The sequence below is a fragment of the Clostridium sp. genome (assembly GCF_036643715.1).
In the GTDB taxonomy this organism is placed as follows: domain Bacteria; phylum Bacillota; class Clostridia; order Clostridiales; family Clostridiaceae; genus Clostridium.
Genome location: NZ_JAVXRL010000027.1, coordinates 1 through 16,592, shown reverse-complemented (window position 1 = coordinate 16,592; position 16,592 = coordinate 1). Strand labels below are relative to the sequence as shown.

The 16,592-nt window shown below is 29.5% G+C and carries 9 protein-coding genes, 1 pseudogene and 1 other annotated feature; all 10 genes and pseudogenes read left to right on the top strand.

The genetic code is table 11. From position 1 onward, the window contains the following. The first annotated feature begins 149 nt into the window (after nt 1-149). A complete protein-coding gene (gene rnr, locus RSF37_RS09135; protein ID WP_332564103.1) occupies nt 150-2,378 on the top strand; it encodes a ribonuclease R in 2,229 nt (742 codons plus the stop codon). Nucleotides 2,379-2,566: 188 nt separating this feature from the next. Next, a complete protein-coding gene (smpB, locus tag RSF37_RS09130; protein ID WP_332564102.1) occupies nt 2,567-3,037 on the top strand; it encodes an SsrA-binding protein SmpB in 471 nt (156 codons plus the stop codon). 212 nt (nt 3,038-3,249) lie between these two features. Continuing rightward, the gene (locus tag RSF37_RS09125) at nt 3,250-5,157 is read left to right on the top strand and encodes a sigma-54-dependent Fis family transcriptional regulator (RefSeq protein WP_332564101.1); all 1,908 of its coding nucleotides are present in this window, start codon (nt 3,250-3,252) and stop codon (nt 5,155-5,157) included. 218 nt (nt 5,158-5,375) lie between these two features. Beyond that, the gene (locus RSF37_RS09120; RefSeq protein ID WP_332564100.1) at nt 5,376-6,266 is read left to right on the top strand and encodes a sulfide/dihydroorotate dehydrogenase-like FAD/NAD-binding protein; all 891 of its coding nucleotides are present in this window, start codon (nt 5,376-5,378) and stop codon (nt 6,264-6,266) included. Next, a complete protein-coding gene (gltA, locus tag RSF37_RS09115; protein WP_332564099.1) occupies nt 6,266-7,660 on the top strand; it encodes an NADPH-dependent glutamate synthase in 1,395 nt (464 codons plus the stop codon). The genes RSF37_RS09120 and gltA overlap by 1 nt, the downstream gene beginning before the upstream one ends. Before the next feature lie 44 nt (nt 7,661-7,704). Then, nucleotides 7,705-8,871 carry an iron-containing alcohol dehydrogenase gene (locus RSF37_RS09110; protein WP_332564098.1) on the top strand — a complete coding sequence of 389 codons (1,167 nt, stop codon included), beginning with the start codon at nt 7,705-7,707 and terminating at the stop codon, nt 8,869-8,871. A 200-nt stretch (nt 8,872-9,071) separates the two neighbouring features. Then, a complete protein-coding gene (locus tag RSF37_RS09105) occupies nt 9,072-9,962 on the top strand; it encodes a DMT family transporter (RefSeq protein WP_332564097.1) in 891 nt (296 codons plus the stop codon). A gap of 72 nt (nt 9,963-10,034) precedes the next feature. Further along, nucleotides 10,035-11,909 (top strand): glycerophosphodiester phosphodiesterase, encoded by a 1,875-nt coding sequence (locus tag RSF37_RS09100; RefSeq protein WP_332564096.1) that lies wholly within the window; start codon nt 10,035-10,037, stop codon nt 11,907-11,909. 60 nt (nt 11,910-11,969) lie between these two features. Then, nucleotides 11,970-12,235: a binding site (T-box leader), on the top strand. Nucleotides 12,236-12,362: 127 nt separating this feature from the next. Then, complete coding sequence (locus tag RSF37_RS09095) at nt 12,363-12,914, top strand: tryptophan transporter (RefSeq protein ID WP_332564095.1); 552 nt, start codon at nt 12,363-12,365, stop codon at nt 12,912-12,914. A 200-nt stretch (nt 12,915-13,114) separates the two neighbouring features. After that, nucleotides 13,115-16,592 (top strand): annotated as a pseudogene (locus tag RSF37_RS09090) (hypothetical protein); the annotation flags it as partial.

Below are 16,592 nucleotides of genomic sequence, written 5' to 3'. Positions count from 1 at the left end.
ATAATAAAGGTAGTTTATGCTATAAAATATATAATTTACTTAAAGAACAATTGTTATTAATGTATAATGTGTTAGTATATAGATAGAATAATATATTAGAATAATGGATAGCATATACTAATGATATATGATTAATACGGAGGAATGAAATGGGAATAAAACACACATTATTAGAATTTATGCGTGAAGACGCATATAGACCAATGAATTTAACAGAACTAGTTGCAGTTTTCGATATAAGATCAGATGAGATTAGAGCTTTTAAGAAGGTACTTAAGACTATGGAAAAAGAAGGCTTAATAGTACTAACTGCAAAGGAGAAGTACAGTATTCCAGAAAGACTAGGGCTAGTTGCAGGAAGACTGCAAGGTCATCAAAGAGGATTTGGATTCGTAATACCAGAAAATGAGGGCGAAAAGGATGTATTCATACCATCATCATGCATGAATGGCGCAATGAATGGAGATAAAGTATTAGCACAAGTAACAAGAGAAGATAGAAATGGTAAGAAGAGAGAAGGCGAAATTGTTGAAGTTGTTGAAAGAGCAAATAACAAAATAATTGGTGTTTATGAAAGCAGCAAGAATTTTGGGTTTGTTATTCCAGAAGATACTAGACTTCACCAAGATATATTCGTATCTAAGAAAGATAAAAATGGTGCTAAAGACGGTGATGTAGTAATTGTTGATATTACTAAGTGGCCAGAAAAGAGAAGAAGTCCTGAAGGTACTGTAACTGAAGTTTTAGGTCAAAAAGGTGACAGAGGTCTTGATATTCTTACTATAATAAAGAAATTTGGATTACCAGAAGATTTTCCAGATAAAGTTGTAAATTACACAAACAAAATAGAAGAAGAAATAGACCCTAAAGAATATAAGAGAAGAACTGACTTTAGAGATGTAAAAATGGTTACAATAGATGGTGAAGATGCTAAGGATTTAGATGATGCTGTATCTATAGAAAAATTACCAAACGGAAATTTCAAGCTTGGAGTACACATAGCGGACGTAACTAATTATGTTAGAGAAAAAGATCCACTAGATACAGAAGCATTAAAAAGAGGTACATCAGTATACCTTATAGATAGAGTTATACCAATGCTTCCTAAGAAACTTTCAAATGGAATATGTTCACTTAACCCTCAAGTTGATAGATTAACACTTAGCTGTGTTATGATAATTGATAAAACAGGTAAAGTTGTAGAACATTCAATACATGAAGGTATAATAAGAACTAACGAAAGAATGACTTACACAGATGTTACAAAGATTCTAGTAGATAAAGACGAAGAATTAATAAAGAAGTATGATTACCTTTATGAAGACTTCAAGGCTATGGAAGAATTAGCTACTATATTAAGATCTAAGAGAATGAAGAGAGGGGCAATTGACTTTGATTTTGAAGAAGCAAAGATTACCCTAAATTCACTTGGAAAACCAATAGAGATAAAACCATATCCAAGAGAAATTGCTAATAGATTAATTGAAGAGTTTATGCTTGTATGTAATGAAACAGTTGCAGAATATATGTACTGGACTAACTTACCATTCGTATATAGAGTTCATGAAAATCCAGATGAAGAAAAGCTTACTAAGTTTAGAGAGTTTATTTATAATTTAGGATATTCAATGAAGTGGAGTCAAGAAGTTCATCCAAGAGCACTTCAAGAAGTATTAGAAAAAGTAAAAGGAAAGAAAGAAGAAACTGTTGTTAGTACACTTCTTTTAAGATCAATGATGAAAGCTAGATATTCACCTGAAAGTTTAGGTCACTTTGGTTTAGCTGCAAGATATTACTGTCACTTTACATCACCAATTAGAAGATATCCAGATCTTCAAATTCATAGAATTATAAAGGAACAGATAAATGGTAAAATTGATCCAAGTAGAGCTAAGAAGCTTATTGGAATAGTTGATTATTCTTCAAAGCAATCTTCAGAGACAGAAAGAGTAGCACAAGAAGCTGAAAGAGAAGTTGATGATTTAAAGAAAGCAGAATACATGCAAGAGAGAATTGGAGAAGAATTCGATGGAATCGTATCTTCAGTTACTTCTTTTGGTATGTTTGTAGAACTTCCAAGTACAATAGAAGGTTTAGTTCATATTACAGCATTAGAAGATGATTATTATGTTTATGATGAAAATCATTTATCTCTAATTGGAGAAAGAACTAAAAATATTTATAGACTTGGAGATGAAGTAAAAGTTAAATGTAGTAAAGTTGATATAGCAAATAGAGAAATATACTTCGATTTAATAGTTGACGAAAAGGAAGAAGACAGAAAAGAAGAGGCTCTAAAAGAGCTAAATGAAAAAATTCCACAAGTTAAAAAAGAACTAAAAGAAGTATTAGCATTAGAAGAAAAAGACGCAGAATAAAATAATTTTAAAGGTCTAAAAACATTATGATAACTATAAATGTTATCATACATGTTTTTAGACTTTTCTATATTAATATTTTATATATTAAAGTTCACATAATATATAGAAGAATTGCTAATTATCATAACTTATATTATAATTTTACTAAGTGATAGATAGGTTTAAATAAGAAGTAGGTGATAAATTTGGTAAGAAAGAAAAATTCAAATTCTTTAGCAGAAAATAGAAAAGCAAGACATGATTATTTTATAGAAGAAGCTATTGAAACAGGACTTGTTCTTGTTGGAACAGAAGTTAAGTCTATAAGAAAAGGAAGAGTAAATCTTAAAGAATGTTATGCAGAAGTTAGAAATGGTGAAATATTTATAAGAGGAATGCACATAAGTCCATATGAGCAAGGAAATATTTTTAATGTAGATCCATTAAGAGATAGAAAACTTCTTCTTCATAAAGAACAAATAGGAAGACTTGCAGGTTTAGTATCAAGAGAAGGATTAACACTTATCCCTCTTTCATTATATTTAAAAGAAGGTAAAGTAAAAGTAGCTCTTGGAATTTGTAAGGGTAAGAAAAATTATGATAAAAGAGATTCACTTCTTGAAAAAGCACATAATAGAGAAGTACAAAGAGAATTAAAAAATAAAAATAAATATTAATATTTATAAATGAAGGGCTAAATAGTAGAGAAAGAAGGGGAATATAACATATATAATGATGTTATCTCTTTAACTTTAGTATATAGCTCTTATTTTTGCGTTATAATGTAAATAATTTGTAAATACATAAAATATTACTTTGTTTGGTATTATAATGTATATATAGCTCATAATGAGTATTAGACAAAAGATGTATATCAGGGGGAAGTTACATGGATTTTGATAAGAGAATTTTAAATTCGCATAAAAGAAGTATGGAATATGGAATAAAGATAGACAACAAAAGTTCCAATAGAATATTAAATGAGGATGAACTTCACAATGTAGTAAATGAAAATTTAGAATTAATAAATATATCTAAAATATATATGGACATGTTTAATGATGTTTTAAAAGATGAAGAATTTATAATCGTACTTACAGATAAGGATGGTTGTATATTAAGGGTAAGTGGCAAAGAAGCTATAGTAAGGGAATATGAAAAGTTAAATATAACAGAAGGCATGTACATGGATGAAAAAAATATAGGTACAAATGCTATGGCTATAGCTTTAGAAGAAAATAGAGCAGTTCAAGTTACAGCAGAGGAACATTACATAAATATGTTTAAAGGGCTTACATGCTCAGCAGCGCCTATTCATGGAAAGAATGGCGATATTATAGGTACTCTTAACTTGACTTCAGAGTGGATGAATAAACACCCTCATTCATTAGGACTTGCTATATTTTGTGTTAAAGCTATAGAAAAAGATTTAGAGAAAAGGCATATTAATAATATATTAAAAGAAGCTTATAATTACGTTGGTAGTGTTATGGATAATGTGGATAAAGGAATAATAACTGTGGATTCTGATGGTAGGATCAACAATGTTAATAGCCTTGCATGTGAAATTCTTAACACGATTTCAGAAGATTTAATTGATGAAAGAATAGATGCAATAGTTCCAGCCTGGAAAAATATTGCACTAAGTTTTGAAAGAGATAATTATAAAACTTATATAAAGGAAATAAAGCTTTTAAATGATACAAATAATAGAACATTAATAACAGTAAAACCAATTAAGTTAAATGAAAAGATAGTTGGGTCAGTTGTTACTATGAGTAAGAAAACAGAGATACAAGGAAATGGTGATAAGTCCCCTTCAGCGTATAAAACTTTTGATGATATTTTAGGTGAAAGTGATGCTATATTAAATGTTATTACTAACTGTAAGATAGTTGCTAATAGCCCATCAACTGTTCTTATTCAAGGGGAAAGCGGAACAGGTAAGGAAGTTTTAGCACAAGCTATACATAATTTTAGCTATAGAAGAGATAAAAACTTTGTCGCAATAAATTGTGGTGCTATACCTAAAAACTTAATTGAAAGTGAACTTTTTGGTTATGAAGAAGGTTCATTTACTGGAGCTAAAAAGGGTGGAAAGATTGGTAAATTTGAAATAGCAAATGGAGGAACTGTATTTTTAGATGAGATTGGAGAAATGCCACTTGAAATGCAAGTTCATTTACTTAGAGTTATACAAGAAGGAAGAATAACAAGAATAGGAAGTGAAAAAGAAATTCCTATTGATGTAAGAATAATTGCTGCAACTAATAAAGATTTAAAGGAAGAAGTTAAAAATGGTAATTTTAGAGAAGATCTTTTTTATAGATTAAGTGTAATTCCAATATATTTACCACCTCTTAGAGAACGTAAAGGCGATGTTTTTAAATTGATTGAACATTTTTTAAGAATTAAAGCATTTAAACTTAATAAAAATGTTCCAACTATTGATGAGAATTTATATAATAAACTAATTAATTATTCTTGGCCTGGGAATATAAGAGAACTTGAAAATTGTATTGAAAATATAGTTAATCTAGACGGAAAAATATCATATGAGTTTCAAGGTGAAAATGAAATAAAAAGTAAAGTAAAAGAAGAAGTATCAATAGATAATGAAGATGAAAATGGAATATATATAGAAATAGGTAATGATTTTAACATTAAGGATATAGAAAAAATATTAATCGAAAAAGCTATTAAATGTAATCAATATAATATGAGTAGAACTGCAAAAGCTTTAGGAATAAGTAGAAACACATTATATTATAAAATTGATAAATATAATATATATTAACTGTTTTAAAATAGGACAGTGTAATAAAATAATACAAAAATAAAGAGGCGTATGTACTAAAAAAGTACATGTGCCTTATTTTTACATTAATTACAAAAAGCTTAGAAATGGTACAGATACTAACTTATTGTTAAATTTATAACGTTTGGCATAAAAATTGCTAATATTAATATATATAAATGTAAAACGAATACATATAAAAGGAGCGACGATATTAGATGTACAAAATAGTATCTAAAAGAGAACTGACAAAAAACATATATTTAATGGACATAGAAGCAAAGAGAGTTGCAAACTCAGCAAAACCTGGACAGTTTATAATAGTTAAAAATGATGAGATGGGAGAAAGAGTTCCTTTAACAATTGCAGATTTTAATAAAGAAAAAGGAACAGTATCAATAGTATTCCAAGTTGTTGGTGAAGCAACAAAAGAGTTAGAAAGATTTGAAATTGGTGATTTTGTAAGTGATTTTGTAGGACCACTTGGAAGAGAAAGTGAATTTGTTACAGAAGATATAGAAGAGTTAAAGAAAAAGAAATTCATATTCATAGCAGGGGGAGTTGGAGCTGCACCAATATATCCTCAAGTTAAGTGGATGAAAGAGAATGGAATAGATGTAGATGTAATTATAGGAAGTAGAACTAAAGACTTACTAATATTAGAAGATGAAATGAGAAGTGTAGCAAAAAATCTTTATGTTGCAACAGATGATGGATCATATGGATTTAATGGAAGAGTTACTGATATGTTGACACATTTAGTAAAAGATGAAGGAAAACATTATGATGAGGCTATAGTTATAGGACCTATGATAATGATGAAATTCATGTGTATGTTAACTAAGGAACTTGGAATAAAAACTACAGTTAGTTTAAATCCAATAATGGTTGATGGAACAGGAATGTGTGGTGCATGCAGAGTAACTGTTGGAGATGAAGTTAAGTTTGCATGTGTTGATGGTCCAGAATTTGATGGTCACCTAGTTAATTTTGATGAAGCAATGAGAAGACAAACTATGTATAAGACAGAAGAAGGTAGAGCTATTCTTAAGAAAAGAGAAGGAGACACTCACCATGGTGGATGTGGACATTGCGGAGGTGATAAATAATGAATATGGAAGAAAGGCTTAAGAAAGTTCCAGTACGTGAACAAGATCCAAAAGAAAGAGCAACAAACTTTGAAGAAGTTTGTTTAGGATACAACGAAGAAGAAGCTGTAAAAGAGGCAAAGAGATGCTTAAATTGCAAAAATCCAAAATGTGTTAGTGGATGTCCAGTATCAATCGATATACCTGGATTTGTTAAGGAAGTTTCTGAAGGTAAATTTGAAGAGGCAGCTAAAGTTATATCTAAATATAGTGCACTTCCAGCTGTATGTGGAAGAGTTTGCCCTCAAGAAAGTCAATGTGAAGGTCAGTGCGTACTTGGAATAAAAGGTGATGCAGTTTCAATTGGTAAACTTGAAAGATTTACAGCAGATTGGAGTATGGAAAATAACGTAGACCTTTCAGAAAAAGAAGAGAGTAATGGAAAAAAGGTTGCGGTTATAGGAAGTGGTCCTGCTGGACTTACATGTGCAGGTGATTTAGCTAAAAAAGGATATGACGTAACTATATTTGAAGCTCTTCATAAAACAGGTGGAGTTTTAGTTTACGGTATACCAGAATTTAGACTTCCAAAAGATAAAGTAGTAAAAAAAGAAATTGAAAATATAACAAAACTAGGTGTCAAAATTGAGACTAATGTAATTATAGGTAGAACTATAACTATAGATGAGCTTTTAGAAAATGAAGATTTTGATGCAGTGTTTATAGGCTCAGGTGCTGGACTGCCAAGATTCATGGGAATAAAAGGAGAAAATGCAAATGGAGTGTTCTCAGCAAATGAATTCTTAACAAGAGTTAATTTAATGAAAGCATTTAAAGAAGATTATAAAACCCCTGTAAGTTTAGGAGAAAAGGTTGCTGTTGTCGGTGGAGGAAATGTTGCTATGGATGCCGCAAGAACAGCTTTAAGATTAGGTAGCGAAACACATATAGTTTATAGAAGAGGTGAGGAAGAACTTCCAGCTAGACTAGAAGAAGTTCATCACGCTAAAGAAGAAGGAATAATATTTGATCTATTAACTAATCCAACTGAAATTTTAACAGATGAAAATGGATGGGTTAAAGGAATGAAATGTGTAAGAATGGAGCTTTCAGAACCTGATGAATCAGGAAGAAGAAGACCAGTTGAAATAGAAGGTTCAGAATTTATTATGGATGTGGATACTGTAATAATGTCCCTAGGAACTTCACCTAATCCACTAATATCACATACAACAAAAGGTTTAGATATTAATAAGAGAAAGTGTATAGTTGCAGAAGAACACTCAGGTAAAACTTCAAGAGATGGAGTTTATGCAGGAGGTGATGCAGTAACTGGTGCAGCTACAGTAATACTTGCGATGGGTGCAGGTAAAGATGCTGCAAAGGCAATAGATGATTATTTAAAAGATAAATAAATAAAATTTATATAAATTAAAAAGGGATTTAGGAGGAATATATTATGGCAAGATTTACATTACCAAGAGATATTTATCATGGAGCAGGATCAATTGATATCCTAAAAAATATTGAGGGAAAGAAAGCAATGATAGTTATGGGCGGTGGCTCAATGAAAAGATTTGGTTTCTTACAAAAAATCGAAGATAACTTAAAAGAAGCAGGAATAGAAGTTAGAATATTTGATGGTGTTGAATCAGATCCATCAGTTGAAACAGTAATGAAAGGTGCAGAAGCAATGAGAGACTTCGAACCTGATTGGATTGTTGGACTTGGTGGAGGATCACCAATTGATGCAGCTAAAGCTATGTGGATATTCTATGAGCATCCAGAATTTACATTCAAAGAAGCAATAGTACCATTTGGATTACCAAAGCTTAGAAATAAAGCTAAATTCATTGCAATAGCTTCAACTAGCGGAACAGCAACTGAAGTAACAGCTTTCTCAGTAATAACTGATTATGCAGCAAAAATCAAATATCCTTTAGCTGATTTTGAAATAACACCAGATATAGCAATAGTAGATCCAGACCTTGCAGAAACAATGCCAAAGAAATTAGTAGCACATACAGGAATGGATGCTATGACTCATGCTATAGAAGCATACGTTTCAACTATAGCAGATAACTTTACAGACCCATTAGCACTTAAGGCTATAGAAATGGTTAGGGACAACATTAGAAAGTCATATGATGGGGATAAGAAGGCAAGAGCTGATATGCATGATGCTCAATGCTTAGCTGGTATGGCATTTAGTAATGTATCACTTGGAATAGTACATTCAATGGCTCATAAAATAGGTGGAGTATTCCACGTACCTCATGGTTGCGCAAATGCTATATTACTTCCATCAGTAATAGAATTTAATAAAGTTGAGTGTAAAAATAGATTCGTTGAAATAGCTAATATGTTAAAACTTAGTGGAAATACTGATGATGAATTAGTAGACTCACTAGTTGAACTTATAAGAGATTTAAATAAAGAACTTAATATACCATTAACATTTAAAGAATATGGTGTTGATGAAGAAGAATTTAAAGCAAATGTTAAATTCATGTCTGAAAATGCAGTTATAGATGCATGTACTGCAACTAATCCAAGAAAAGTTGATGCTGACTTAATAGAAGGAATTTTTAAAGCAGCATTTTATGGTGAAGAAGTTAAATTTTAATTGAATATATAAAACATAATAATCCCTATATCTATGGTTAAACTGTAGATATAGGGTTTTATTTTTTAAGTGTGACCAAAATGTAAACAATGCATAAAATGTAAGAAAAATATAAGAAATTATAGTAGAATGGTAAAGTAACTTCTTATGTAAACCTTAGCATAAGGAAAACTTAACCAATCAGTGAAAGGAAGGATTAAATGAACAACAAGAAAAAAGGAATTTCTCTTGTACTAATTGCAACATTATTTTGGGGAATGATGGGTGTAACTAGTAGAACATTAACTAATGCAGGAATAAATTCCATGAGTATTTCATTTTTCAGATGCTTAATTGCAGCTGTAGGATTCAGTATTTTTTTATTTATATTTAACAAAAATGCCTTCAAGGTAGATTTAAAAGGAATTATAGTTAGTGCATTATATGGTATAGTAACATTTGGTTTATCATTTACTACATTTAACATAGCAGTAGAGAGAGTACCAATAGCAGTTGCTACAGTACTTATGTTTACAAACCCAATATGGGTAACAATTTTTAATGCAATATTCTTTAAAGAAAAAATTACAGGAAAGAAAGCGGTTGTAATTGCACTTGCAATAACAGGATGTCTTTTAATTTCAAATATATTCGGAGTAGGACTTGAGAATCTAGATATAATTGGATTATTAATAGGACTTTCAACAGGAGTTCTTTTTGCACTTCAACTTGTAATACCAAGGTTCTTTGAAGGTCAGTACTCAAAAGACAGTATGCTAATATACGGATTTATAGCAAGTGCTATAGTATTAGCATTATTTACAGACTTTAGTGGAGTAAATACAGCAATTACAACAAATTCATCACCAACATTTGTTGTACTTAATATATTATCAATTGGTGTACTTTCAACATTCATTGCAAACATTGCATATGTTAAGGCAACAGATTTTATTGATTCTGGAATGGCATCAGTATTAGTTGCACTTGAGCCTGTACTTGGAAGTTTATTTGCTTACTTAGTATATGGAGAAACATTAACAGCACTTCAATTAATTGGAGGACTTATAATTGTTTGTGCAGCCATATGGCTCGCAAAAACAGGGGATTAATTAATTTAGGAGCTATTATATAGCTCCTTTTCTGTTTGTAGGGGGTTAATAAAAAATAGGAGGAATAACACTTTGGAAGAATATAATAAGGAAAAGAAACTTAAGATGAGTAGATTAATTAAGAAAACATTTAAAGATTTCAAATTTAATTTATTTGGTTGCATATATTTTGAGATGTGCTATAGAATACTGACTGCTTTTATATTTATACCAATACTATATTTCATTTTTAAGTATTTTCTGCATAGTGAAGGCTTAGATACAATAACAAATAAAAGTATAATCTCTTTTGGACTTAGTATAGAAGGGATAGTATGTATATTTATTATGGTTATTTTAGCCTTTTGTCTTGTATTTATTGAGATTGGAGCATTAACTTATATAGGTGTAAAATCACATAGAAGAGAAAAGGTTAAAGCATTAGATGGGCTATTTAATATAACAGGTATATTAAAAGATACATTTGATAGAGGAATGATTCCTTTAATAATAATAACTGGGGTAATTGGACCATTAACAGGAATTGGACTTTGTAGTTCACTGATTAGAAATTATTCAATTCCGCCATTTATAACAATAGAGTTATCTAAAACAATGGGAGGAAAAATATTATACGCACTAATAATTGCTATATTAGTTGTATTTTTATTAAGATGGATTTTAGCAATACCAATTGTAGTTATCGAAAAAGTTAAAGGTCGAGAAGCTGTAAAGAGGAGTTATAATGTTTATAAAAATAATAGATGGAAATTATTAAAATCTATACTAATATGGGCAATTACAATAGCACTAATTGAAGTATTATTAATTATAATAATACTTGTATTTGGAATGGGAATATCAAAGTATATATTAGGTTCAACAAGTATATCAAGTAAAGTATTTTTAGATATACTATTAATTATATTTTATATAGGATTTATTATAGCATCAATTATTACAACACCATTATTTGTTTCGTTCTTAGTTGAACTTTATTATGAGCTAAGAGGGAATGACGTTAATGAGAGAGAGTTTAAATGTTCTTATGATTACAAGAATAATGCTATATATAAAATATTTAAGAGGTACTCTAAAGTATTTGTAGCAATACTTACATTAATATTTATAATATTTAGTGGATTTATAGGATATAGAGTAGTATTCCATAGAGTTAATTCTTCAAAAACTGATATAACAGCACATAGAGGTGCAAGTACAAAAGCTCCAGAAAACACGTTAGCGGCAATAGAAGAAGCAATAAACCAAAAAGCTGATTATGCTGAGATTGATGTACAGACAACGAAAGATAATAAAGTTATATTATTACATGATAGTACATTTAGAAGAACAGCTAAGGATAGCAGAGCACCAAAAGATATGACTTTAGATGAAATAGAAAAGCTTGATAACGGGTCATTTTTATCAAAAGAATTTAAAGGAGAAAAAGTGCCAACTTTAGAAGAGGTATTAAATGCAGCAAAGGGGAAAATAAAGTTAAATATAGAACTTAAACCAAAGGGTGATAGTGATAAGTTAGTTAATGATGTAAGTGAAATAATTGAAAAGCATGAAATGGAAAATGAAGTTATGATATCATCAAGTAATTACAATTCACTTCAAGATATGAAAAAGGTAAATCCTAAATTAAAGGTTGGATATATTGTAATTGCAGCCTTTGGAGATTTTGAAAAATTAAATGTAGATTTCTTTTGTTTAGATTCATCTTTAGTAAACTCAAATACGGTATATGCACTACACGCATTAGGAAAGAAAGTAGATGTATTTACTATAAATACTAAAGAGCTTGCAGAGAAAATGCTTTATTTAGGTGTAGATAATATTATAACTGATGATGTACCGATGGTTAGATCAGTTAAATCAGAATTTGAAGTTTCAGATGTTCATGATTATACTAATTCATTTTACGAATCTGTTCTAAGTATAATTAAATTTGCTAAAATTTAAAAAAAGTTGTTGCATATTTAAGCAAAAGTGATATTATAATAGTATAAATAATAAAAAAATGATAATCCTTTGATAAGGAAGAGTAAGTAAATTAAGCTTCATTAAAGAGAGCTAGGGGTGGTGGAATCTTAGCAAGAAGAGATTTAGTGAATGGACCTTGGAGGAATAAAACGAAATCTAATGTTTAGAGAGTAGCATTTATGGTGGGCTGCACCTTATAGCGGATAGAGTATGATAGTACTTGAAATTAAGGTGGTGTTTAATTTATTACATATATTAAGCACAATTTAGGTGGCAACGCGGAAAGTTTATAATCCGTCCTATGTATTTTACATAGGACGGTTTTTTGTTTTATAAAATAGTTTTAAGGAGGTGATCTAAGTGGTATGAAATGATGAAACATTAGGTGAGTGGCAAATGAAATTTATTAAATTAAAAGGAGAATTGATTAATATGAATAGAAATGAAAATACTAAAAATATGATAATGAATGCTTTACTGCTAGGGATTGGGGCTTTGCTTCATCAAATTACACCAGCACTTGGATTACCAATGCAACCGGATTTTGCATTAGCTATGTTGTTTATAATTATGATTTTAAATAGAGGAAAATATAAGACATGCCTTGTAGCAGCTATTATTACTGGAATTTTTACTGCTATGACTACGAAGTTTCCAGGTGGACAAATTCCAAATGTTATTGATAAGTTAGTTACTGTTAATGTTGTATTTGTTATTATGATGATTATGGATAAGATTAATGTTATTAAAAATATGACAGAAGAAAAGAGAAGAAGAATAGAGAGTTTTGTTATTTTTCCAATTGGAACTTTAGTTAGTGGAGTAGCCTTTTTAGGATCTGCAAGTGTAATTGTTGGGTTACCTGTAAGTTTTATAAGTTTATTTATAACTGTAGTTGTTCCGGCTGTAATAGTTAACTTAGCTGGGGGGATGGTATTATTTAAAGTTATTAATACTTCAATGAAGAGGGCTATTACTAGTTAAATGATATTTAAAATTGAATAATATATTTTAAGCAACTAATTAGATTAATAAACTAATTAGTTGTTTTTATTATGAGGTTATAAAAGAAAATGTAATTATTAAAGTTGTGACGAAAAAAGAAAAACGAAATAAATTGAATGATTATGGAAAAAAAGATAAAATTTTGATGAAGGGTAAATTTTATATAGGAGGGCATTTAGATGAGGGGGAAAAAGAAAATTTGTTGGGGGATTTTAGTTATATTTTTAGTTAGTATATTTCAGCCAACAATATCATATGCAAAGGATATGGTAGGAAGTATAAGCACAACAAAAAAAGAGGAAGTGAATAAAAGCACAATTAAGGATAAGGATATCATAGTTTCAGAAAAACTTAAGGTAATTATAGAAAAGTTGGATACTAAGGAAAATATAGAAAAGTTTATAATAACGAATGAAGAAATAAAAGATATGAAAGAAATATCGAATAAATATGAGATAGCTGTAGATAAAATATATGTGTCAAATAAATATAATAAAACTAATGAATTATTTGAATTAAGACAAAAAATAATTAATTATTCAAATATTTTATGTAACGCAAGAAGTACTGGTAAGGAAATAAAAGAAGAATTTAAAGAACTTGAAAAAATAATTGTAGAAATAAATATAGAATTACTAGATAATATTATTTTATTAATTGATGAAAATATAAAAGATAGACCAGTTGACATAAATAATAACATATTTATAGAAATTAAAGATATGCATGAAAAGGCAAAAGTAATCCATGAAAATAATGGAACTATCCAAACTGTAGATATACAGAAATATGCATATAGTAAAGGTTTGCAAGTGCTTGAGAATCTTAGTATTGAACTTCCAGAGGAAGATAACGGAGAAAAGCCAGAAGAAAAACCAGAAGAAAAGCCGGAGGATAAACCAGAAACTGAAGATAAAAATATAGATACGGACGAAGACGGTTTGAAAGATTTTATAGAAGATTTATTTAATGGTGATAAAAACAAAGAAGATACAGATGAAGATGGTTTAACGGATGAACAGGAATATATATTACATCCTTACTGTAAATTGGATAATCCAGATACCGATGGGAATGGAATAAGTGACTTATATGAGGATATAGATAAAGATGGACTTAGTAATGAAGATGAATTTAAATATAATACTCATCCATTGATTAAAGATACAGATTTAGATGGATTAAATGATAAGGATGAAATATTAATTCATGAAACTAATCCAAATAAAAAAGATACAGATGAAGATGGATTAACAGATGGTGAGGAAATAGAATTAGGGACGAATCCGTTAAAAAAAGACTCTGATAACAATGGAATAGATGATGGTGATGAAAAATATACAAAAGTAATAGAAGAAAATGAAATTAATATTGAAGCTAAAGGTGAAAAAGAAGCAATAGAATCAATACGTATAAATGAGAGTAATGATAATGTCGATGGAAATATACCTGGACAGATTTCTAAAATATATGATGTTAATTATGAAGGTAACATTGAAAATTTAAAAGTTACATTTAATATAGACAATAAAAGTAAAAACTTTAAGAATTTAGAGGATTCTAAAGTAATGTACTTTGATGAAGAGGCAAAAGTACTAAAATTAGTCGATGAAAATCAACAGTACAATTCAAAATCAAATCAAATTACAGTAGATGCTAAAATGGGAAAAAGGTTTATTCTCGTATCTTATAGTACTTGGATTAGAGCGTGGCAAGATTATAAGCCATCTCTAGGTAAACCAAATGTAGATGGAAATCTTAAAAGAGATTTTTTAATTTTGATGGATAACTCGGCTATTATGAGGTTTGGTTATGATAAAGAAAATGAAAGAATCGGAGCTACGGAATGGTTTACAGATAGATTATTTAAGGATGATAGAATTGCATTTGCTAAATATAACAAAAAAATTCAAGAAGATAGTGTAGTAAATCTTACGAACAATAAAGATGATATAAAGAAAGCTTTAAATGAAGAGATAGATGATGATTATTTTTTAGATAGTATAAAAGATATATGGGGGGATGCATTAAGGATAATAAAGCCAGATGATGAAAAAGATAAAGACAGAGAAAAATATATAATATTTTTAACAACAAGTTATCCAAATGATGAATATGAAACAGCAATAAGACTATCAAAATATGAGAAGGTTAGGGTTGCTGTTTTTGATTGTCATAAGTATTTTACAGATCATGATTACTATAAAAAATTGGCATATCAGACTGGAGGTAAGTACTTAGATCCGTACTATCATTCAGCAAACTTATGGGGATCTTATAAAATAACATTAGATTATGCTGGTGGGGGAAATAATATAGATAACACAGGCAAAGATAGTGATGGTGATGGAATAAGTGATGAACTAGAAACTAATGGAATTAGGGATGGATATGGGGTACCATACAAAACTAATCCTAATGATATGGATACTGATAAAGATGGAATAGAAGATGGAGCAGAAGTATGCTTAGTAGAACATGATGAACAAAATTTTGAAATGGAAAATAAAGAACCTATTGGAATGGAAGAGGAGAACGGAGGTAAATACTTTAGATTTTTAAGTGATCCAAGTAAAGCAGATACTGATGATGATGGAGTAGATGATTTATATGAGGTAGAACTTGGTATATCAAATCCATTTAGGGCAGATGAAGATTATGATAGACTAAGTGATTTAGAAGAACTTGAAATTGGTACGAACACAAAATTAGCAGATACAGATGGAGATGGTTATAGTGATAAGAAGGAGTCTACTTCTAAAAATCTGAATCCACTCATATATGATACTCCTATAAGTGTATTTCAATATGTAGATGAATTTTTAAGTGGTTTTCTATTAGGTGATTTAATAGAAAATCCAACAACTATAAATTTAGTTGGAGCTATAGCAGGGAATTTAACACCAATGGTAGGAACGGCAGCAGATGTAAGAGATATGATTATTAATGCTGTAGATGGAGACTTTGTAACTGCAGGGTTGAATCTAGCAGGAATAATACCAGGGTTAGGTGATTCTGCACAAGTTGTTGCTAAATTAACAAGTTTTTTCGAAAATTTTAAGTATGCAGATAGGTTAACAGAGGTGCTTCCTATTGTATTAAAGTGGGGAGATGAACTGCTACCAAGTGCAGCTAAATTAGATTTAATAAAGAAGATGCTTATTGCTAATGGCGCAATCCATTCTATTGGAAATTTCTTTGGTATAAATGGTGATAATAGTAGAGCAATATCTAAAGACGAAATTAGTGAACAAATTTCAGAGATACTTTTAAAAATATATAACAAAGTTGAAATTGATATAGGTGATTTTGTAAAATCTATTGAGGAATTAGGTAAACTAGATGATGCTTTTATAAAAAAGGATTTTAAGAGATTTGGAGAACTAATAAGAGAAGTTGCATTAGATGAAAATAATAAGTATTCTGTAGAACTAGCAAAGAAGTTTTTGGAAGATACTTCACTACATTTAGACATAATTACAATGAAATCTACGAAAGAACAAAAACAAGCTATGATAAGTAGGTTGAAAGGATATATAGGGGAGTTTATAGATTCTAATAAAAATTTGAAGGAGAATTATACTAGTTTATTAAGTAGCACTAAGAAAGTAGTTAACCATGGGCCAGATGTTGTTGGATGGAAACAAGTTGGTGATA